The following is a 20058-nucleotide window of genomic DNA, read 5'->3' as shown; positions in this document are numbered from 1 at the left end:
ACGCTCTTCCGATCTGTTCTGATCTGTAAGTTCTTTCCTTTTATCTAAGATTAAGAAATATTTGCCGTCAGGTGTAAATTTACCCATGGTAGGCTTACCGCCAATGGTTACTGGTTCTCCCAAAGATTCCAATCTTATAATCTGCTGGGTAGGTCCATCTCTTAAAACCCGTATAAGGCCTGCTTGAGCTTCATCTTCATTTATATATGCCAGATAATCTCCACTTGGGTGCCATACAATGTCAACAATCCTTCCGGGGGTGAAATTATTTGGTTTTTTGATGATTCTTTGTGGCTTGCCAGAATTGTCTAATTCAAAAACTTGAATCTCTTTACCGTATTGATCACAAGTAACCGCCAAATAGCCGTTTTTGGGATCTAAGGCTAATGAACTCGGATTTTCACCTACCGGAAATCTATACTGAGATTCTGGTTGATTAAGATTGGCGATATTTACTACGGTTACATATTTCCCCATAGGAAAATCATCCTCCATGTTTTTGAAGGCTGTTTGTGAGGTAGAAGTTTCGCCTTTTGTCTCTAAAACGTAGGCGAGTTTCTGATTGGAAGAAATGGAAATGTTTCGCTTACTATTCAATACTGAATTAGATGCCTTATCGCTTTTTATCTGAACAGGGTTTGCATAAGATAGCGGAAACGTTAGACTAGAAAGCTGATCTATGCCCTCTGTAGTTTTCCTTAATTGACCATCAATGAGTGAAAAAGCAGACATGTCTGCATCTGAAAGAAAAACAAGCCCTTTAGCATCAAAGGTTATGTTTTGGCCAAAAGTGTTTAGAGAAAGTATTGGAATTATTAAAAAGGAAAGTAACGTATTTTTCATTTATATTAGGATTATTAAGTGGGCAAAGCCCCATGCAATAATTAACTTATCGCATCATAAACTTGAACTTTATCCCACAACTGAGAGCAGTTTTCGATAAACTCCATGTGCTTGGGGAGAACTTGATAAACGTCATGGTCTTCCTTATTCTTAAAGATAAAAGTAATGGAGAAGTCATAAGTTGAATCAATAACCGGTCTGCTAGTATCTGCTGGTGTTCCTACAAAAGCCGCAGAAATTCTTTCATTTTCGGCTAGCTTCATTAGACCAGCGTGAAGAGCTGCATGATGCTCAGCGTTGTCTTTTTCTTTTAACCAAAAATAAACAGTGTGTACAAATCCTTTCTGTAATGAAGACATATATGATATTCTATTTTTTCAACAAAAATAGCCACTCTAATTTATTAATAAAGAGATCATAAGATTATCTATCTTCAAAGCAACTTAACATGCCCATTAAATCTATTGGAAAGAAGGAGATTTATAAGTGGAGAATAACTGTAAAACCCCAAAGAAATATTCGCTGATAGTCGAGCCATGCGTTCCACCTTCTACTCTGGTTAGTGTCACATCTGCAGCACCATTTTTTTGCATAGCTGCTAAAGCAGTCTCAGAATTAATAAAAGGCACGTAATCGTCACTGGTACCATGGTAAAGCTTAACAACTCCTTTCGGTTTCCAATCGTAGATGTCGTTATCTGCAATGGCCTTCGTTAATTCTGGATAGGTTCCGGCATTAAAGTCTGACTTAAACTGATCTGTGAGGATTTCGTTTAAGCTCACATTGATTTCCACATTTAAGCCCTGATTTATGATATTATTGGCATAAGGTTCTTTGAAAAAATAAGACATGGGTTTATTTAAACCATAAATCTCATTATAAGTCTGAAGTACCCAAACGTAAGACCTGTTGTTGGAAAGAGCCGAACTGCCGGTTTGATTGACTAGCCTATTAAATGAAGCTGTTTTATTATAAGCACCTGCCCCACAGACAGAAAGTTTAACCTTTAATTCGTTTGAAAGATTATCTTCAATCCACTTGTGCGTGGACATGGCGGCATAGCCACCTTCTGAATAACCACCTAACATCAATACGCCGTTCCAATCTAGCCCTTCTGCTTTGACCATTTCTTCCATAGCTCTGATAAAATCTGCCCCAGGTTCTCCTAAACCGCGATAATGCTCGTAGGGGTGAGAAAGGTTTTTGGATTCGCCATAACCTACATAATCTGGCATGCCAATTATAATTCCAGTTGAGGCCATAAATGAAGCCAAAGTAGTTTCCGTTTCAAACTTAAAATAGGAGGGGGCGTCTTCCTTATTAAATAGGGTGCCGTGATGTAAGCTACCCATAGCTAAGCTACCTGCCGCCTCTGCGGGTATTAATACAGCACCAGAAGCTGTAATAGCGTTTCCATTTACATCTTTAGTCTGGTAGGTTATTCTATATTGTTGAATGCCGTATTGAACAAAAAACAAGGCTTGGCTACCTTGTTCCCCCAATATTGGAGCTATCTTTTCTTTAAATTCTTCTTTATTTAGGGTGCCAACCAACGCTGTATTGACCAAGAATTTATTTTCTTGTACCGGAACATCATCCGATTGACAAGAACTGAAGCAGAATATGGAGAGATATAGAAGAAATGCTAATGGTAGTTTTTTCATTTTTCGTAAGCGGCTCTGAATTTGTCTAACAAAGCATTTAAAGTTTCTAGTTCTTCTGTTGTAATAATATTTTCGAACAAGTTTTCTACACCAATGTTAGCCATAACTTTGTCTAAAAAATCAAGACCTTCTTTTGTGATGAGCACATCGCAGGCTCTTCTATCATCCTCTCTAAAAGTTCTTTTGACATATCCCTTTTGAAGCAGCTTATCTACTAATCTGGAGGCGTTAGACATCTTGTCCAACATCCTTTCAATGATGCCATTAATAGTGATAGGTTCTGGGAAATGCCCTTTGAGTATTCTTAATACATTATATTGTTGAGAAGTTATATCAAACTTCTTCAAGCTTTTAAACTGTGAATCGCAAATTTTATTATTAGTAAACATCACGTTTACCATAGTTTTTTCTACCGGACTCTTAAATGCTCTGGTTTGCTTTATATCTTTTTCTAATGTCATAACTTTGCAAAACTACGCATTACATATAGTAAAATTACTGGCGTTGTTCAACTTAGAAACGTTAAAACTTCTTTCTTTAGTTCTATTTATGATTAAATTATCTAAACCCTTTGTACTTGGTTCTGGTTCTCCCAGAAGACGTGAAATTCTAGAGAATGCTGGATTTGAGTTTGAGGTGGAAACTAAACCTACTTCGGAGGACTTTGACCCGAACCAAAGCCCCGAGGAGGTCCCTGTGTTTTTAGCGGAGCAAAAACTAAAGGAGTTTGGTCAGGAATATGCTAATAGGATAGTTCTATGTGCAGATACGGTGGTGGTTTTAGAAGGGCAAATTCTCAATAAACCAGCCAATGAGCAAGAAGCTACCATAATGTTAAAAACTTTAAGTGGGAAAAAACATGAGGTCATTACGGGAGTTGCCTTCAAAACGGATGGTGTTATAGAGCGTTTTTATGATTCTTGTCTGGTTGATTTTGAAGAATTATCCAACGCAGAGATAGCGTATTATATTAAAACCTGTAGGCCATTTGACAAAGCTGGGGCATATGGAATTCAAGATTTCATTGGGATGATTGGAGTCAAAAGTCTTCAGGGTTCTTTTTATACGGTAATGGGCTTACCAATTCATTTGGTTTATAAAAAACTACAAAAATTTGTGGCTCTTTAGCGTTAAGGGCAATTTCCGATTAAGCTTTACTTGTAAATTGTTCCTTTAAGACCAATCTTTGCCGCAAGAAAGGGCAAATAATGAGAAAAGACGATATCGTAATTTATTTAAATGAAGAAGATCTGAAGGTATATGTAAAAGTGCCAAAAGATATAGAAACGCACTTTCAGCTACAGGATTTGCCCGGAAAAATTCTTCAGGAAGCAGTGCATAACAAAGGTTTTCATGACTTTGATTTGACAGGTCTAAAGGATGGGAATTACTTCGTAATTGTGAATCAGGATGAATTTATTCGGTCCAAAAAAATAGTTTTGGGCTATCAGCCTTAATAATTTATGAAAACTCTATGCCTGTTTTGTCTTTCCATTTTATATCTTAATGCTTGGGCTTCTCCCCTAGATTCCTTATCAGATGCTGAACCAAGAATTATTCAGCGTTCAAGTTCTAAGCTGAGTTCGATTATTAAACTTGGTGGGTTTTTAAATGCCAAATCGTCTGCTACTAGCTTCAATGTCTTTCATGTAAATGGTCATTTGGAATTTGGCTTTACTGACCACTGGAGCTTTAATGCAGGTATAGAAAGTCAAGAAAGCTGGACAGCCTATTCCAACGACCTCAATGCCGTGGCAGAGCTGAGATATTTCTTTGACCCGCTTTATAAACTCAAAACTGGGTCGTCTTTTAGTAGTACTTATTTAGCTCCATTCTTTTCTTATACGGTAATGGATGGTAGTTTGAATGAGCTGCCTTTTTCGTTTCCAACTTCTCCAGATGCTAATCGCCCTTATGAAACCAACTATGCCTTAGGCCTAAAGTTCGGAAGGCAGTATCAAGGTTTTATAGATTTTGGCATTTTCGGGGGGATTGAGAGCCTTCAAAAGAAAAATCAGGGTGTCGTTAATTCTGTTATTCTTAAGACTTACAGCCATCTAGCCTTGCCTATAGGAAATAAGGAGTTTAATCAGCTTTGGAAAGCGAATTTGAACCACAAAGTAGATAATTCATATTTATTAAAGTTTGGTATCAATGACGTTTTAAGCGTCTCAAAAAAAGGGTTCTTCTTTCATCCAAAAATGGGCTATGAATTCGGTTTCGGGAAATCAGGGCTTTCGATAAACCTGACAGCCGAAGCATTTAATTACAGAGCTAAATTTTTAGATGTTACCGATTCACAGGCTTCAACGGAGTCTTATTTACGTCAATATATTTCATTTTTCTTCTCTCCCGAACTCCGATATTATGTAGGTCATAAAGGAATAGAGCAAGGTGGCTCTACATTAGAAGGCTTATATTTAAAAGCATCAGCCCAAGTCATGACGGGTACGGAGGAGGTTAAAAGGCAGTTTTGGGAGTATGATAAATTCTCGTCTTTTAATATGGGATTAGGCCTTGGTGCTCAAAAAATGCTCATGGGAGGCATGCTTTTAGATGCTCACCTTGGGGTTTTTAATGATAATGAGCTTGCAAATAATATCTTCTTCGGTGGAGGTATTGACCTTTACTGGGTGAAATAATCCAAATAATATTCTCTCAAAACCAATCGGTTTTAAAACTTTCTCTTTTGTTAATTGAAATATTATTCAGCTCCTAATCAACCTTTCTGGTGGATTAGGAGCTGTTCTGTATTTGCTAAATCTAATTTTAATCAGATATTTATAGACCCATACAACCATTCTTCCCGTTTTCTGCACTTTAATACAAACACCACGCTGAATGACCGAAGCCGAACTTGTAAAAGGCTGTATTTCTAAAAATCGCGAATGCCAGAAGTTACTTTATGAAAAGTATAAGACGGCCATGTTCACGCTTGCTTACAGGTTATGCGGTGATTTTTCGGAGGCAGAAGACGTGCTTCAAGAGGCTTTTTTAGAGGTTTTCTCTGGCATTAAAAACTTCCAGATGAAAAGTACACTTGGAGCTTGGATTAAGGTGATTGTTAGTAGAAAGGCAATTGGGAAATACCGTAATCGTGTGATTTTTGACCATCTGGATTCTAAGGCAACGGAAAGAGAAATTGTTTGGGATAAACAATATGACGGAGAGCTGCTTCAAAAAGCTTTGCTGATGCTGCCAGAAGGTTTTAGAACGGTGATAGTGCTTTATGAAATAGAAGGTTATAAACACCATGAAATTAGTGAAATGCTGGGTATAGCGGTAGGTACTTCTAAGTCTCAGCTTTATCACGGGAAAAAGAAATTGAAAGAATTGGTTTTAAAGTTAGATGGAACACAAGGATAAAAAAGACATATCGCAACAGCTGAAAAATCTCCAAGAGTTTGTTCCTCAGAATGACCTCTGGTTAAAGATGGAAAAGGAGCTAGACCAATCTGTTTTAAAACAGAACCTGGAAGACTTGCCCATTCATGAGCCTAAAGTGGATTCTTGGCTTAAACTAGAAAAGTCTTTAGATAGAAATAACCGAATTAAATGGTGGTCGGCAGCCGCCTGTGTACTAGTCATTTTTAGCTTTTCTGTCTTTTATTTCCAATCCAAAGAAGACTTAGTTTATGCTCAAAAGAGTATAGAAGAAATAAAGATTTTGCCTGAAAACCTGAGCTCCGAAAAAGCATACAAGGAGATTCTAGCTTTTTGTGAAATTCAAACCGTGGCGTGTGACGACGATGAATTTGAAAATTTAAAAGCAGAATATGAATACCTTAAAATGGCAGAGCGTGATTTGAGGGAAGTAATGGGTAATTATAATATAGATGAAGGCTTATTACAGCAACTGGAGGCGATAGAAAGAGAAAAAACACAACTTATAAATCAATTGGCAAAACTCATATAATATGAAAAAGCTAATCTTATTTCTGGGAATCTTACTTTGGTTTCCACGGGTTTCCATTGGTCAGGTGAAACTACAAATCGTTACTAAATCCATACAAAAACAGTTAAGTGCTAAAGGACTCACACAAATTCAAATCACAGCAGAACGGGCAGATGTAAAAGTAATAGGATGGGATAAAGCCACCATAAGTTTTAAAGTCAATATCTCTACCAAACATCCTAATAAAGAAGTAGCCGAAAAGGAACTCGCTTATATGGATTTTTTAAATCAAAAAATGGGCAAAACTTACTTTTTAAGAAACTACCTGGTTTTGAAAAAAGGACAGGCCAAGCCACAATCAAATTATGATGCCGAATACATTATTTACGTTCCGAGAAACTTAGAAGTAAAGCTTAGTAATAGCTTTGGAGAAGTGGCATTGAAAGGGCTTAAAGCTAGTCTTGATTTAGACTTGAAGTTTTGTCAAACAGAAATTTTAGACTGCGAAGGAGCCGCTAAAGTGAAGTCTTATTTTGGTGAAAATATCATGGGGCAGGGTATAAAGGCACTAAACCTTATTACAGACCATAGTACTAATTTGGTGACTTCTCATAAATCTGATTTTAAAGCAGATATCACGTATGGCAGTCTGGTTTATAGTTATTTGTCAGAAGGGCAGGAGATTGTAATTTCTAGCAAAAATGCTCTCATAGAACTGTCAAGTCCAGACTGGACGCGTGCTGGGTACAAACTAGATTTAAAGGGTACCTCACTTCAAATACCAGAAGCTTTAAAAGGACTTGAAGCTTATAATGAAAAGCCTTCTACCCTGTTAGAAATTGAAACGAATTCGGGCAACTTGAAAATTAAATAAATGAAAAAGTTATTACTTCTATTTTTTATTGGGGTTCAGGGGCTTTATGCTCAAGATAGTACCTATATACAGTATAGTTCAAGTAAGGTTAATGCTTTTGAGCAAGTAAAACTTGTAGACGCTTTTGAAGATGCTTTTGGCTATGATAAAGAGGTGAAAATAAGACTCAAGGGAGGGCTTAAGAGTTTTGATTATTTCATTTTTTCTACACAGAAAACGTGGATGGTTTCTGGTGAGTTTAAGCTATTTACTCAGAACTCTGTTAAGCTGGATTTTTATCAAAAGACTAGGTCAGCGGATTTTATGACGAGTTATTTGATAGCAAATATAGAATATCGAAAATATCTTAAAAAGAAAGCGACTAGTACAAATTTATCAGGTAAGTATGTTTCACTATCTAAAACTTTTAACTTTTCTGATTTTGAGTCTATTTATGGGAATCAATTTTTGGAAGGCTTTAACTTTAGTTATGATCAGAATATATACTCGGCAGGGAGAAGTGTTACCGATTTGAGGTTTGGTCAGCAATTTGGCAGCTTTATGGATATGGGAATAAAGCTTGGTGTAAAGAGAGCGAAAGATTCTTTTTTAGATGAGCAAGGGAGGCTGAATTATACCGAAAAATCAAAAAAGTATATTCCATATTTGTGTAGTTATTCCAGTATCAGTTTTGGTTTAGATTTTCCAAGAGAAAAAGTGGTTAAAGAGTTTTGCTCTTTCTTGAATTGTAATGAGAATATAAACCACCTTTTAAAGGTAGATTTTTCGGGGATGTTTTATGTAGACCAATTTAAGCAGAATATCCAGACGGAAATAGCATACGAACAGAAGCTGGGAAACCTTCCTGTTTCTATTTCATTAGGTATGGACATTGGAGCACAGCGTTATGTCACATACAATCAGGTGGGGCAAATTGAAGTAGAAAGAGAAGGGGGGCAAAATTATTCGATTCCAAAATATGAGGACAAAAAGGTTTCTAGAGAGAATTTGACAGTGGTAGCCACCGCTGAGTTACGTTATTATCCACTTCAGAAAAAGCAAGTATTGGCAGGTAAAGCACAGGAAGGTTTGCATGGGCTTTATCTCGGAGCTTATGTTAAAAGAGGACTTCTTGATAGTAGATTTAATAGTGAAAAATTTGTCAATTGGGTTGGCAATACAAAGCAGATTGCAGCTTGGGGGCCTTTAGTTGGTTTTCAGAAAAAGGTAGGTTCTAAGCATTTTATTGATGTGGGTACCAAATTCCAAGATAATACTGCAGGAAATATAAGTATAGGCAACGTCATGATTAATCCATATTTCAAATTCGGGTATGCATTTTAATCAAAACAAAGCTTAATCATATCTTTAAACGGAACTGGGGCATGGGATTTCAAAATTCTTATCTTTGAAGAAAAAACTATATGCCCGAAAAGAAGATACTTTTTTTAGATATGGATGATGTCATGGCTGACGCCGGTCAAGGCATCTTAGATTTATACAACGCTCATTTTAAAACGAATCATAACAAAGTAAGCCTATCAAAAAATGATCTTTGGGAAGAAGAAATAGGCTTAAATTACCCTACCATTAGAGAGCAACTGCACAAGCCGGGCTTTTTTAGAAACTTGGCTGTTAAAGATGATGCTATTGAAGTGGTACGTGAGCTCCATGAAAAATATAATGTTTATATCGCTTCTGCGGCCATGGAGTTTCCAAATTCTTTAAAAGAAAAACACGAATGGTTGGAGGAACACTTTCCTTTCATTCATTGGAAAAACATGATTCTATGTGGAGATAAGAGTATTTTAAAAGGAGATATCTTAATTGATGACCATCTGAAGAATCTAAGTGTTTTCGATGGAGAAACTATCCTTTTTGACGCTATTCATAATAATAAAACCGAAGGACATCAGCGTGTTCATAACTGGAAAGAAGTGGCTGACATTTTATTATAGAAAGATGCCATGAAAATAACCATTCTTTATTTCTCTTTGCTAGTCCTTAATATTATTGGGGGAGTTTTCGGGATTGCCGAAATGGGTTTAGTGACAAAACCGCTACTTATGCCCGTTTTAATAGGTCTGGTTTGGTTAAACGGGCGGGATTTAGCCTTTAAGTGGGCATTAATATTGGCATTGGTGTTTTCTTGGGCTGGAGATATGTTCTTAATGTTTGAAAGGGAATCTTTCTTTGTCTTTGGTCTCGGTTCTTTTCTTTTTGCTCATTTGACCTATATTTTCGTTTATAGAAAAAAGGTTGAACTGTCTTTTTTAAAAGTACTACCATTTTTAGGCTTTGTTGGACTGTTTTGTTTTGGCGTACTATGGAATAACCTTTCGGAAGAAATGACGGTACCTGTATATGTTTACATGTTAGTCATTAGTACCATGGCTTATTTGGCGTCTTGCAGAACGGTGAATGTCCAAAGTTTTGAAAATGTATTGGTAGGAGCTGTTTTATTTGTAATCTCAGATGCTTTTATAGCGGTAAATGAGTTTGTTCAGCCGGTGCTATGGACTTCGTTTTGGGTGATGAGTACATATGGCGTTGCCCAATATTTAATAGTGAGAGGGCTTTTGCAGCAAGATATAAGTGTAAGAATTTAATAGTGTTTTTCTTTTAATATCTAAGTTTTAAGAGGCTTTGTAATTTCAAAATACTTGTCGTACCTTTGCAGGCCAATTTATAACATAAATTAATTAATAATGTACGCAATCGTAGAGATCGCAGGCCAGCAATTTAAAGTTGAAAAGGGTCGATACATCTTCACTCATAGATTAGAAGGTGACTCGAACGCTGAGCTTGTATTTGACAAGGTACTCCTTGTAGATAATAATGGAACCGTTACAATAGGAGCTCCTACTGTAGAAGGTGCACAAGTAAAAGGTACCATTTTAGAGCACCTTAAAGGTGACAAAGTGATAGTTTTTAAGAAAAAACGTAGAAAAGGTTACCAAAAAAGCAATGGTCATCGTCAGTATTTGACGAAATTGATGATCAGTGACATCGTAGCTTAATTAAAAATTAATTCAATGGTTTTGGTCTTCATTTGAAGTCAAATCAATAAAATATCTAGGATAATGGCACATAAGAAAGGTGTAGGTAGTTCTCGAAATGGTCGTGAGTCGGAAAGTAAGCGATTAGGAGTAAAATTATTTGGTGGTCAGGCGGCTATCGCTGGTAACATTATTGTTCGTCAGCGTGGTACTCCTCATAATCCAGGTGTAAACGTAGGTCTTGGTCGTGATCATACTTTGTTTGCATTAAAAGACGGTGTTGTGACTTTTAAGAAAGGTCGCGGCGGTAAGTCTTTTGTTCACGTTTTACCTGCAGAAGCAGCTCAAGCGTAAGAATAGTTCTTAAGCAAGTTAGCCGAACTCAGAAATGGGTTCGGCTTTTTGTGTTACTAATTCAATAAATACATTATGTTCTTTCTCTAAACTAATTTCACAAGAATGATGTTTAGAAGTAAGAGAAATTTAAATATACATGCTGAAAAGAAATACAATGATCTATACGGAATTGAGTCCCAATCCCAATTCCATGAAGTTTGTTTTGAACTATGAATTAGTGCCAGAAGGACTTTCCTTTGACTATCCTGACATGAAGGCAGCTTTAGATAAAGAAAAGGCATCGCCACTCGCTGCAGATTGTTTTCAGTTTCCTTTTGTTCAGCGTGTGTTTTTGGCTTCTAATTTTATTACAATCACTAAAGATGATGAAAGCCAGTGGGAAGAAGTTTTGGGAGACTTTAAGAAGTTTTTGAAAATTTATTTCGATGATGAGAACCCCGTTTTTGCTCAGGCTACCATAGATAATAATACGCTTATTGTAGATGCTAACGACTCTGAGGCTGTAGGTAAAATTAAAGCGGCATTAGATCAGTACGTTAGACCAGCGGTAGAATCAGATGGTGGAGCAATAAACTTTGCAGACTTTAATGAAGAAACTGGCGTGGTAACGGTGGTACTTCAAGGCTCATGCAGTGGCTGCCCTTCGGCTACGGTCACTTTGAAAGACGGTATTGAAAGGTTATTAACCAACATGGTTCCAGAGGTAAAAGAAGTTGTGGCTGAAGCGGCTTAATTTAGCGTCTCCAGTACTTTTCTTATTTCTGCTTCTTGACGTTCTTTCTGTAATAAAGTAGGAGCGGATACACGTTCTTTACAATCGAAAATATCGCAGCGTTCGCAAGTTTGGTTAACTTCTTGGCGGCTAATACTTTTATCTGCCAAGAATTTAACTTTTGATTTTAGATTTTCATCTACCTCAAAACCCAGGCTGACTGAAATATTTAATTGCTTTAAAATATTTAAAGGTCTGGCCATTGAAAAGACAAAGAAGTCTTCTTTTCTGTTACTAAGGAAAGATTTCTGAGCATCCACAATGGGTTTCTCATATTTTCCAGCCTCTTGTTTACTTGATAAGTGATCCAAAATGCTGATAGATACCCATCTACGGCAATAATGCTCTTCCTTGTTTTCTTGTGGTCCCAGTCTTTTGGACAGATGTAATTCTTTTGTTAGGAAATACTTCTGACTCCCGGGAAGGGCGTCAAAACGCATGAAAAGGAATTTGTCAATGCCAAAATACTTAGGAAGTACATTTCCAATTCTGTAAAATAAAGTTTCTGGAGTAGCAGAAAACCTTTCAGACATTTCTATCAAAGCGTCCGGATTCCAAGTTTCGGAATCGAACCAGTTTTTTACAGATTCTATAATCAGAGATTCTCGAATAAGAATGGCTCCTGCAAAATAAGATGCCTTATAGTTATTCAAGACCTCATCAAAGGATTTGACATCAATAGAAGAGCTTGTGAAAGGCCTTTCCTTAAGTTCCATGAACTGAAAGCCTAATTCCTTGGCCATAGTAAATGCTCTCTGGTTCTTTGAGATGCGTTTGTTGATCATCAGAATTTTACTTTTCGGTCTGAAAATCGAACGCATATTGCTTATTAAGGGCTGATCTTCTTCATCGAAAAACTCTATAGAAATTCCATAAAGGTTTTGAAGAAGTTCTATTAACTCCTTTTCGCCAAGAAGTTCGTGGCTATGAGTGATTTTTTCCTTGATAAACCTTTCAGCTTCTTGCTCTAATTCTGGGAAGTAGTTTTGATGCAGTTCTTGATATGATCTTAAAGCTGCGAAATAGAATTTTTCAACAGATAGATTATAGTTCTTACCAATCTCAAAGATAGCATTGATAAAAGCACTCAATTTGGTGGGTGCTGCAGAAAACAACTCTAAAATTTGAGCCGTATCTACACCAAAAAAATCGAAAGGAATCTCGGTTAATAGGTTGGATTTTAGAAGCTTGGTAATAGGTTCTAATTTTTTGTCCAATTTTAAAGAAACAAGTTCATCATATTCGGTCTGTAAGGCTTCGGCCAGAGCACTTATTTTATCTGTTTTCGGGTATTTTTTACCCTTTTCTATCTCATTAAGATAGGAACTAGATATGCCAGATTTAGTAGAAAGGTCTTGAAGCGATAATCCTTTTTCTTGTCTTAACTGTTTAAGCTTAAGTCCAAATATGAGTCTGATGTGTTCTTTTTGCAATGCTTTGTGGTTTTAGAGTGAAACAGCAGTAAATTCAAGATTGATCTCGTCGCCAATTCCCGAAAGAAAATTTCCAGTAGGGGCCTGAAGTGTCAGCTTGCCTGTTTTTATTTCTACGATTCGAAAATTATAATCTAAAGATGCCAATTTTACATTGACTACGGAAGTATCCTCATCGACAAAATTCCATACCCCTTTTTCTATGATATTCTTACTGGCTTTATCTATTCCTCTCACTTCCCCGCCAGCCCTAAATTCGAAGTTCATGGCATATAAAAATAGAGCTTGATTATCTAAATCGGAATTTTGAATCAATTGTCCGGAAGTATCCGTATATCTAACTAATTGCCATTGATTTAGAGAAATTAATGCTTTAGCGTTATTGTTAGGCGAAGGGTCTTTGTCTTTGCAGGCGACAAAAACTAGAGTGACTAATATTAGAAGCAGAACTTTTCTCATAAGATCAAATATGGGTACTTTTGTAAAACACGTTTAACATACAAATTTAGCTAAAATTTGAGAGCTTTTATTGCATTTCTATTCCTATTTTGTACGTTTTTTGGTCAAACCAGTGGTCAAGAATGTGGCAACCTTAGTTCGTTTTCTCCTTCAAATAGTGGGCAAATTAATTGGTCTCAGTTTACTGAATTTAGTTTGCCATTTACCATGATTTATGGTGGTGAAATTCATAATGGAAATGCCAATGGGCCATTGACTCATGGTTTTACACATATTACCGATGGTAGATATCTTACGAGTGTACCCTTTGAAAATAGAGCTATGATTTATTACGGAGTGGCTTATCCTAATCAAAATCAGCCATGGGAATTGGAAAGGAGCCCTTGGGGAAATAATTTGGAGCTTTATAAGTCGAAATGGAATAATGATTTCCGTTTGTATGCCTCCACTTTTGGAAACTTTTCTTATGTGGACACGGATATTTTTATGTTTGACATTGAACGTGTTTGGAGGTTTGACCACGAAATTCTTCAGTTTAAAAATAATGTGATAGTACCTCAATCATATAAGGCACTTTCTGATGCTGATTTTCTAAATCAGTATAAAATGGGCATTAGAGATTTATATGCTAAGTCTGTTAGCGATTTTTTGGCGAATGGTAAGAATGCTAAAACCAAGATTAGCAGTTACGCAGATACGCCTATTTTTAACACTTTTAGTAATATTCAAGGTAAGTCGTGGGCAGATTGGCAGTCAAAGTTGACTGACGTCAACTTTATTAGTAAAGATAATTCTGGTAGGGTAGGAGGAGCTTTTTATGAGCAAATGGATTTCATGTCGCCTTCGGCGTATTATTACTACGACTATCCCCATCCGTTTGCTGGAGAATATTTATCCTATTTGCTTTTTCAAATAGAAGCCAATAAGGCGTGGACAGATAAACCTGTAGTCCCTTTTGTCTGGTTAAGATATAGTGCCAATGCTGCTTTGGTTAATCAATTTATCAAGCCTTGGATGGCGGAAGCCACAGCCATTTTTCCTTTCTTCTCAGGTGCGGATGGCCTATGGTTATGGGAAAACCCAACCTTGATAGGTTCGGAATCTGATTTTAATACTTATGAATATTTTAATAAGGGACTGTTTCGGTTAAGTGAATTTTCGTCTTTTTTCGAAGGAGAACATAGGCTCGTTTTAGAGACTTCTGCCAGAGATTATAATGAAAATAAAGAACCTATTTGGCGTGGTGTGGTAAAAGGAAATGAGATTTTGATTGCTGCTCATAATCCTTTTGCAAGCAATGAAAATGAAGAGGTGACCATAGGTGTAGGTTATGAAAATTGGTCTGGCACCGTGACACTGAAAGGGTATGAGGTATTCTTGTGCAAATTTGACATGTCTACTTTAGGCACAGCTTTAGAACAGAAGTTTATGGTTTACCCCAACCCTGTGAATGACATATTGAAGGCAACTTTTGAGTCAAGGTATCAGGGACGAGGAGTTCTGAGCTTGATTGGTAGTAGAGGACAATTGTTGAAAGATGAATCCATTGATGTTTTGAGAGGTATCAATGAGATTGAATTGGATGTTTCTACTGTTCAGAATGAAACGTTTTATCTTCAAATCAAAATTGAAGAACAAAGCTTTGTTAAAAAGATTATCAAAGTGCATTAAGACCATGGTAAATGAGATCGAATGAAATTTGAAATATACCCTTTAAGCGAGAAAGCCATTAGTCTTTACTTTGAGCAAAAGATTGACCCCGAAATAAATGATTTGGTTTTAAGTACTTGTGAATGGATTAAGAAAAATCCTCCTCCAGGAATGGTAGAAGTAGTACCTTCTTATGCTTCTTTTACTCTGTTTTATGACCTTTTAGTACTTAGTAAATCAGTAAAATTACGGTATACGGCTTCTCAATTTATGACTAATTATCTTTCAGAGATTCCTTTCAACGTATTAACTCGAGAGGCTTCTGAGAAAGCACTTGTTAGCATACCTGTCATTTATGATGGAGCAGATTTACATGAGATTTCTGAATTTAAAAAATTAAGTGTTAAGGCGATAATAGATATTCATTCCGCACCCGTTTATCGGGTTTATATGATGGGCTTTTTACCAGGTTTTCCTTACTTGGGAGGCTTGGATGAAAGACTAATTATGCCTAGAAAGTCTAAGCCACGAATAAGAGTACCCAAGGGGAGTGTAGGCATAGCAGGTAGTCAAACAGGTATTTATCCTTTCTCAAGCCCTGGTGGATGGCAGCTTTTGGGACATACAGAGCAAAGTTTGTTTGATATAAAAAATAGAAAATTGACCCTTTTGGAACCAGGGTCTTTAGTCAAATTTGTACCGGCCTGATTTAAGATTTGTGCCCATTTCGTTTGAAAATTTCAATAATCCATCTACCTTCAACTCTCTAAGGGTGAATTATTTTTACAGAACACTTTAAATAAGCTTTAAGTTGATTTTTCTTAAATCTGGAGTATTAACAAGTATTCAGGATATTGGAAGATGTGGATTCAAAGACAAAGGACTTAATCCGTCTGGAGCCATGGACACACTTTCTATGCGGTTACTGAACATTTTGTTAGGAAACGAAGACGCGGAAGCGGTTTTGGAGTTTCATTATCCTACACCTACCATTACTTTTGAAGAACATGCCATTTTCGCTATTGGCGGTGCTAATTTCTCGGCATCACTAAATAACGTTAGCATTTCGAGTTGGAAAATTCAAATGGCAAAGCCTGGCGACATGCTTTGTTTCGGGAAAAAACAAAGTGGGGAGAGGGCATATTTAGCGGTAAAGGGTGGCTTCGATATTCCTAATGTATTGGGTTCGGCTAGCACTAATTTACTTGGCGGTTTTGGAGGTAAGAAAATAGAGAAAGGAGATTCTATAGGCCTTAATCTTAAGAACGGACTGTTATATCAAGCCAGTCAAAAGATAAACTTGGCCCCTAAAACGGTTAATGTTAATTTGAGACCACCATTTGAGAGTTCTCAAGAGATCAGGGTAATTGCGGGAAAGGATTTATCCTGTTTAGATCATTCAAGCAGAGATATAGTTTTTAATCAATCTTTTATTATTTCTGGGCACGCAGATAGAATGGGCTACAGACTTGAGGGAGATTGTTTGAATTTACACGATTCTAAAGAACAAATATCTTCGTCTGTTGCTTTCGGAACCATTCAGTTGCTGCCTGACGGGCAGTTAGTGGTTCTTATGGCTGACCACCAAACGACAGGAGGATATCCTAAGATTGCGAATGTGATTTCGGTGGATTTGCCCATATTGGCTCAACTGTCTACTGGGCAGCATGTTACTTTCAGGGAAATCACAATGGAAGTGGCGGAAAGTGTTTTCCTAAAGCAGGAAAGAGAGATTAAAAAGTTTAAAGTTGCTGTAAAGTTATATTCTTGACCCTGCATTTGTTCCGAAGTTTTTTACTTTAATCCATGGCAAAGCTTATAGATATAAATTGCGACATGGGCGAGATTTCTGAAACTTGGTTATCTGGCCGAGACAAAAGCTTATTACGCTATATTACTTCCGTTAACATTTCTTGTGGTGTTCATGCTGGAGATGTATTCCTTATTAGAGATACAATTCATGAAGCTTTGGCTTTGGGTTTAAAAGTGGGAGCTCACCCGAGTTACCCAGATAAAGAGAATTTTGGTAGGCTAAAAATATCTTTAACCATAAAGGAGTTAAAGACAGTTCTTCATGAGCAAATTTTGTTTGTAAAGGAAATTGTGGACGCTTCTGGCGGTATTTTACATCATATTAAACCTCATGGAGCTTTATATAATGAAGCTGCTTCAGAAACAGCTATTTGTGAAGCTATTTGTGATGTGATGAAAGGAATTGACCCTAATCTTGTTCTTTATAGTTTGGCTGGATCAAAAGGGAGTGAGAAAGCTATTGCAAGCGGTTTGAAAGTATGGCAGGAGGCTTTTGTAGATAGAACATATGAAAACGATGGAAGTCTGAGGAAGAGATCTTTAGCGTTTGCGATGACAGAGACTCCGGAGTTGGCCTTAAAGCAGTTTCGAGAGCTTAAAAAAGGCAAAGTTACTTCCTATGAAAATGGGGTAATACATGTAAGAGCCGATACCATTTGCATTCATGGAGACGGTAAAAATGCTTTGGCTATAGCCAAACTAATCCATAAGGAAAGGGCTCTGTGATAGGTGTCTTAGTCAAACTTAACTCTGACGAAAACATCGGGATCTAATACAAAATCTCCTTTGGTAGATTTTAATGGGAATGAATAATCTCCTTCTTCCATTTTACCTAGGTAAAAGCAAGGACCAAAGCCTCCGAATGATTCAACATCGCCCAACTGCATATCTACATTAATATCTCCCTGGAAAACGCTGACGATTACTGTGGAGTCGGCAAGTCTATTAAAAACGGTGGTTCCGCAAAAATGTCCGCCACATGAACTTCTGGTGACTAAATACCTGTCGACGGTTTGACCATCATCTGTAGTGAAATCCATATAGAAGTCTTTTGGAGTTCTGATGTGTTCTATCTTGGTAACGTCCAAAAACCTTTCTGTAAAAGGCTCCCATACTGGGGCATAATTTATAGAGGCTTTCCAAGCCCCCCCGTTAATTCTATAAGTAAGATTTGTAATGCCGCTTTTCAAGTAGAAATTAAAAATATCATACTCATATACACCGTAGGGGAAATCATTTGAAAGGTAAAATGGTGTGTTCAGGTTAGCATAATTTACAATGGGTGTTAAAACAGGCAGCGTTCTTTCATCTCTGTAAGTATACTGCATCTCTGTGGTTCTTTGATCAGGATATGTAGGGCAGTTTGCGTTAGTTCTTAAGTGTACGTTTGTTGGAGATATATACGGTTCTCTGTAGCCCCATAAAAAACGATTGGATGTTTTATCAATTCCAATCTTGGTCATTTTCTTATAAACGCCGTTTGGTTCTGTTCTATACTCTGGTTGCGAGAGAGCGAAAACAGTACCGAGCATCTCGTAAGAACTGGCATTCGTATATAAGTGAGGTATGTTTTGGCCATGATTATGGAAATCTTCACAAATCACTGTGGCGGTGTCTGGGCTATAGTTTTGGCTTGTATTGATACATTCGCCAATATTTGCGGTGAATATGGTACTGGTGTCGGTTTCAAAACCGGGTAATAATTCAACACTTTTCCCGCCTTTGACGGTTATACTACTGGCAGATTCTATCTCATAACTTAATTGCAATTTAGAAATGGCTTGAATGTTTTGATTTCCAGAAATACTTGAGCCAATATTTGTATTTTCAGAACAGAAATAGGAATACATGACTTTTCCTCCTAGAGGTTGATTCAGTAATATATCTGTATTATCGTTCGAATAATTTGTAATGGTTAATAGGTAATATGCCCCCGAATCTGGGTGATATAAATTTAATTTTGGCGTGATGGAAGAGTAGTCACAAGCCTTTGGGAATTGTTGGGATGCATGACAGGTGGAATCCAAGTCATTTTGGGCTATGGGACCCCAAATAGCAGCGTCAGTATCGTAATTTTTTGAGTTTCCAAAGTTAAAAGTAAGGCTGTCTCCTTCTATTATTTTCACCAAGAACCATTTGGAATTATTATAGCTAAGTAGGCATCCTGGATTGAAATCTTTGGGAACTTCATAACATTCAGAATTATCGATAATAGCTGGGAATACCAGTTCTTCTGTGGCTACCAAATTGTCTCTATTGGCAGGGAATAAGTTGCAAACTACCTGACAGCTGTCATAAATGGTGCTGACAGAATTAAAAGGACGTAAGGGCTCTTTTTTCTGGGCTATTGTGGAAAAACAAATTATAAAAAAGAAGATGTAAAGAACCAAGGTTCTTACGTTGGAAAGCGAAAATGTCATCTAGGAAAGCAAAGGTATTTTATGGAAAGCATTTATCTAATTGTGCTAAAGGTCGTGTCTTTTTGTTATAATTGCTAAGTAAAAATGGAATTTAATTAAAAGTTTGTCTAAATCTTTAATAGTTAATTATTAGACGGTATCTAATTGTTTGACAATACTTTATGGAAACAGTACTTGATGGCTTTTAATGCAGCAAGTACCAGCATAAGTCCAGATATCCTTTTTAAAACTGTCGATGTTAATTCGGACTTTGAATGAACCCAAAAACAGTGTTTTGACAGATAAGAGAATTATGGAAAGCTTGCAGACTGTAGGTGTTTTGAACATGGTTTTTATCGACAATAACGTCGATGATTTCTTAAAATCAACTAAAGAAAGCCTACTAAATTAGTTTGCATCTGTGACTGTGACTGAACTACCTTTAGAATTAGTCTGAAAAGAAATGCTTATCATAGGCATAAGTTGAATTTGCGAAAGTTAACTTATTTGTGAATATTTTTTAGTTTATTTTATGCCAATCTGTTCCTGTTGCCACTACATGTATCACTTCGTTAGGAGCTATAGTATTTATGGATGAAATTATTCCAGTGATGACTGGCATGTTTAGGGTCAAATTTCCAGCACCATGATTCACAATTAACAGTTCACGTCCTAGGTTGCCGGGAAGCGGTAAATTAAAAGAACTGGCAGTAGTGCCGGTATAAATAAGCTTGTAATTATCATCGCTATCTGTAATGGTGATATCTGAACTAAAAATTTTTGTAGATGAATTGACGGCTCCAGTGATTCTGAGATTTCCGTTGACGTAGAGTTTATCTTCTGAAATGGTCTCTAAATTACTTATGGGAACATTAATGCCCACTATATTTTTATCAAAATCTCCGCCAATGAGCGGCGTATT

24 protein-coding genes are annotated in these 20058 nt (G+C 36.8%); 16 read left to right on the top strand and 8 right to left on the bottom strand.

Going from position 1 to position 20058, the window contains the following annotated elements; genetic code table 11:
• From ACTBZY_RS08090 to ACTBZY_RS08075, 4 genes are all read right to left on the bottom strand, one after another.
• Window positions 1-843, bottom strand: an 843-nt coding sequence (locus ACTBZY_RS08090; protein ID WP_463045822.1) for a YncE family protein, incomplete at its 3' end; no start/stop codon positions are given.
• 41 nt (window positions 844-884) lie between these two features.
• Entirely contained in the window at window positions 885-1202 is a 318-nt protein-coding gene (locus tag ACTBZY_RS08085; protein WP_463045821.1) for a Dabb family protein, read from the bottom strand.
• 102 nt (window positions 1203-1304) lie between these two features.
• Window positions 1305-2507: an alpha/beta hydrolase family protein gene (locus ACTBZY_RS08080; RefSeq protein ID WP_463045820.1), complete on the bottom strand. Its 1203-nt coding sequence runs from the start codon at window positions 2505-2507 to the stop codon at window positions 1305-1307.
• Window positions 2504-2968, bottom strand: coding sequence for a MarR family winged helix-turn-helix transcriptional regulator (locus tag ACTBZY_RS08075; RefSeq protein WP_463045819.1), 465 nt, complete (start codon window positions 2966-2968; stop codon window positions 2504-2506). The genes ACTBZY_RS08080 and ACTBZY_RS08075 overlap by 4 nt, the downstream gene beginning before the upstream one ends.
• Window positions 2969-3056: 88 nt before the next feature.
• Here ACTBZY_RS08075 and ACTBZY_RS08070 point away from each other — a divergent pair, with 88 nt between their 5' ends.
• From ACTBZY_RS08070 to ACTBZY_RS08015, 12 genes are all read left to right on the top strand, one after another.
• Window positions 3057-3635 carry a Maf family protein gene (locus tag ACTBZY_RS08070; RefSeq protein ID WP_463045818.1) on the top strand — a complete coding sequence of 193 codons (579 nt, stop codon included), beginning with the start codon at window positions 3057-3059 and terminating at the stop codon, window positions 3633-3635.
• An 80-nt stretch (window positions 3636-3715) separates the two neighbouring features.
• Window positions 3716-3964, top strand: coding sequence for a T9SS type A sorting domain-containing protein (locus ACTBZY_RS08065; protein WP_463045817.1), 249 nt, complete (start codon window positions 3716-3718; stop codon window positions 3962-3964).
• Window positions 3965-3970: 6 nt separating this feature from the next.
• A complete protein-coding gene (locus tag ACTBZY_RS08060; RefSeq protein ID WP_463045816.1) occupies window positions 3971-5149 on the top strand; it encodes a hypothetical protein in 1179 nt (392 codons plus the stop codon).
• A gap of 199 nt (window positions 5150-5348) precedes the next feature.
• Entirely contained in the window at window positions 5349-5873 is a 525-nt protein-coding gene (locus tag ACTBZY_RS08055; protein ID WP_463045815.1) for an RNA polymerase sigma factor, read from the top strand.
• Window positions 5857-6423, top strand: a complete 567-nt coding sequence (locus ACTBZY_RS08050) for a hypothetical protein (RefSeq protein WP_463045814.1) — start codon at window positions 5857-5859, stop codon at window positions 6421-6423. The genes ACTBZY_RS08055 and ACTBZY_RS08050 overlap by 17 nt, the downstream gene beginning before the upstream one ends.
• A gap of 1 nt (window position 6424) precedes the next feature.
• Window positions 6425-7276 carry a hypothetical protein gene (locus tag ACTBZY_RS08045; protein ID WP_463045813.1) on the top strand — a complete coding sequence of 284 codons (852 nt, stop codon included), beginning with the start codon at window positions 6425-6427 and terminating at the stop codon, window positions 7274-7276.
• Window positions 7277-8599 (top strand): hypothetical protein, encoded by a 1323-nt coding sequence (locus tag ACTBZY_RS08040; RefSeq protein WP_463045812.1) that lies wholly within the window; start codon window positions 7277-7279, stop codon window positions 8597-8599.
• 80 nt (window positions 8600-8679) lie between these two features.
• On the top strand, window positions 8680-9213 hold the full coding sequence (locus ACTBZY_RS08035) for a 5' nucleotidase, NT5C type (protein WP_463045811.1): 534 nt from the start codon (window positions 8680-8682) through the stop codon (window positions 9211-9213).
• 9 nt (window positions 9214-9222) lie between these two features.
• Entirely contained in the window at window positions 9223-9864 is a 642-nt protein-coding gene (locus ACTBZY_RS08030) for a lysoplasmalogenase (protein WP_463045810.1), read from the top strand.
• 99 nt (window positions 9865-9963) lie between these two features.
• Window positions 9964-10275, top strand: coding sequence for a 50S ribosomal protein L21 (gene rplU / locus ACTBZY_RS08025; RefSeq protein WP_463045809.1), 312 nt, complete (start codon window positions 9964-9966; stop codon window positions 10273-10275).
• Window positions 10276-10338: 63 nt separating this feature from the next.
• A complete protein-coding gene (gene rpmA, locus ACTBZY_RS08020; RefSeq protein ID WP_111373861.1) occupies window positions 10339-10608 on the top strand; it encodes a 50S ribosomal protein L27 in 270 nt (89 codons plus the stop codon).
• Between the two features lie 139 nt (window positions 10609-10747).
• Window positions 10748-11344, top strand: a complete 597-nt coding sequence (locus ACTBZY_RS08015; RefSeq protein WP_463045808.1) for a NifU family protein — start codon at window positions 10748-10750, stop codon at window positions 11342-11344.
• On the opposite strand, the gene ACTBZY_RS08010 is transcribed toward ACTBZY_RS08015, so the two are convergent.
• Window positions 11341-12816, bottom strand: coding sequence for a helix-turn-helix domain-containing protein (locus ACTBZY_RS08010; RefSeq protein ID WP_463045807.1), 1476 nt, complete (start codon window positions 12814-12816; stop codon window positions 11341-11343). The genes ACTBZY_RS08015 and ACTBZY_RS08010 overlap by 4 nt on opposite strands.
• A gap of 12 nt (window positions 12817-12828) precedes the next feature.
• Window positions 12829-13275, bottom strand: coding sequence for a hypothetical protein (locus tag ACTBZY_RS08005; RefSeq protein ID WP_463045806.1), 447 nt, complete (start codon window positions 13273-13275; stop codon window positions 12829-12831).
• Window positions 13276-13332: 57 nt separating this feature from the next.
• On the opposite strand from ACTBZY_RS08005, the gene ACTBZY_RS08000 reads away from it, so the two are divergent.
• From ACTBZY_RS08000 to ACTBZY_RS07985, 4 genes are all read left to right on the top strand, one after another.
• Complete coding sequence (locus tag ACTBZY_RS08000; RefSeq protein ID WP_463045805.1) at window positions 13333-14946, top strand: T9SS type A sorting domain-containing protein; 1614 nt, start codon at window positions 13333-13335, stop codon at window positions 14944-14946.
• A gap of 21 nt (window positions 14947-14967) precedes the next feature.
• Complete coding sequence (gene pxpB / locus ACTBZY_RS07995; protein WP_463045804.1) at window positions 14968-15633, top strand: 5-oxoprolinase subunit PxpB; 666 nt, start codon at window positions 14968-14970, stop codon at window positions 15631-15633.
• A 103-nt stretch (window positions 15634-15736) separates the two neighbouring features.
• A complete protein-coding gene (locus tag ACTBZY_RS07990) occupies window positions 15737-16696 on the top strand; it encodes a 5-oxoprolinase subunit C family protein (protein ID WP_463045803.1) in 960 nt (319 codons plus the stop codon).
• Between the two features lie 35 nt (window positions 16697-16731).
• On the top strand, window positions 16732-17463 hold the full coding sequence (locus tag ACTBZY_RS07985) for a 5-oxoprolinase subunit PxpA (protein WP_463045802.1): 732 nt from the start codon (window positions 16732-16734) through the stop codon (window positions 17461-17463).
• Between the two features lie 8 nt (window positions 17464-17471).
• Here the strand turns inward: ACTBZY_RS07985 and ACTBZY_RS07980 are convergent, their stop codons facing one another.
• Together ACTBZY_RS07980 and ACTBZY_RS07975 are read right to left on the bottom strand one after the other, a co-directional pair.
• Window positions 17472-19157 carry a 3-coathanger stack domain-containing protein gene (locus ACTBZY_RS07980; protein WP_463045801.1) on the bottom strand — a complete coding sequence of 562 codons (1686 nt, stop codon included), beginning with the start codon at window positions 19155-19157 and terminating at the stop codon, window positions 17472-17474.
• A gap of 499 nt (window positions 19158-19656) precedes the next feature.
• A partial coding sequence (locus tag ACTBZY_RS07975; RefSeq protein WP_463045800.1) for a hypothetical protein occupies window positions 19657-20058 on the bottom strand: 402 nt, incomplete at its 5' end.

The sequence above is a fragment of the Arcticibacterium sp. genome, assembly GCF_055134445.1.
The sequence above is the reverse complement of the archived record's forward strand: the minus strand, read 5'-3'. Positions and strand labels throughout refer to the sequence as shown.

What these genes read in the sequence shown, in the direction of transcription:
- ACTBZY_RS08085 (WP_463045821.1), bottom strand. Translation starts at nt 1,202, where the DNA reads ATGTCTTCATTACAGAAAGGATTTGTACACACTGTTTATTTTTGGTTA.
- ACTBZY_RS08080 (WP_463045820.1), bottom strand. Translation starts at nt 2,507, where the DNA reads ATGAAAAAACTACCATTAGCATTTCTTCTATATCTCTCCATATTCTGC.
- ACTBZY_RS08075 (WP_463045819.1), bottom strand. Translation starts at nt 2,968, where the DNA reads ATGACATTAGAAAAAGATATAAAGCAAACCAGAGCATTTAAGAGTCCG.
- ACTBZY_RS08070 (WP_463045818.1), top strand. Translation starts at nt 3,057, where the DNA reads ATGATTAAATTATCTAAACCCTTTGTACTTGGTTCTGGTTCTCCCAGA.
- ACTBZY_RS08065 (WP_463045817.1), top strand. Translation starts at nt 3,716, where the DNA reads ATGAGAAAAGACGATATCGTAATTTATTTAAATGAAGAAGATCTGAAG.
- ACTBZY_RS08060 (WP_463045816.1), top strand. Translation starts at nt 3,971, where the DNA reads ATGAAAACTCTATGCCTGTTTTGTCTTTCCATTTTATATCTTAATGCT.
- ACTBZY_RS08055 (WP_463045815.1), top strand. Translation starts at nt 5,349, where the DNA reads ATGACCGAAGCCGAACTTGTAAAAGGCTGTATTTCTAAAAATCGCGAA.
- ACTBZY_RS08050 (WP_463045814.1), top strand. Translation starts at nt 5,857, where the DNA reads ATGGAACACAAGGATAAAAAAGACATATCGCAACAGCTGAAAAATCTC.
- ACTBZY_RS08045 (WP_463045813.1), top strand. Translation starts at nt 6,425, where the DNA reads ATGAAAAAGCTAATCTTATTTCTGGGAATCTTACTTTGGTTTCCACGG.
- ACTBZY_RS08040 (WP_463045812.1), top strand. Translation starts at nt 7,277, where the DNA reads ATGAAAAAGTTATTACTTCTATTTTTTATTGGGGTTCAGGGGCTTTAT.
- ACTBZY_RS08035 (WP_463045811.1), top strand. Translation starts at nt 8,680, where the DNA reads ATGCCCGAAAAGAAGATACTTTTTTTAGATATGGATGATGTCATGGCT.
- ACTBZY_RS08030 (WP_463045810.1), top strand. Translation starts at nt 9,223, where the DNA reads ATGAAAATAACCATTCTTTATTTCTCTTTGCTAGTCCTTAATATTATT.
- rplU (WP_463045809.1), top strand. Translation starts at nt 9,964, where the DNA reads ATGTACGCAATCGTAGAGATCGCAGGCCAGCAATTTAAAGTTGAAAAG.
- rpmA (WP_111373861.1), top strand. Translation starts at nt 10,339, where the DNA reads ATGGCACATAAGAAAGGTGTAGGTAGTTCTCGAAATGGTCGTGAGTCG.
- ACTBZY_RS08015 (WP_463045808.1), top strand. Translation starts at nt 10,748, where the DNA reads ATGCTGAAAAGAAATACAATGATCTATACGGAATTGAGTCCCAATCCC.
- ACTBZY_RS08005 (WP_463045806.1), bottom strand. Translation starts at nt 13,275, where the DNA reads ATGAGAAAAGTTCTGCTTCTAATATTAGTCACTCTAGTTTTTGTCGCC.
- pxpB (WP_463045804.1), top strand. Translation starts at nt 14,968, where the DNA reads ATGAAATTTGAAATATACCCTTTAAGCGAGAAAGCCATTAGTCTTTAC.
- ACTBZY_RS07985 (WP_463045802.1), top strand. Translation starts at nt 16,732, where the DNA reads ATGGCAAAGCTTATAGATATAAATTGCGACATGGGCGAGATTTCTGAA.
- ACTBZY_RS07980 (WP_463045801.1), bottom strand. Translation starts at nt 19,157, where the DNA reads ATGACATTTTCGCTTTCCAACGTAAGAACCTTGGTTCTTTACATCTTC.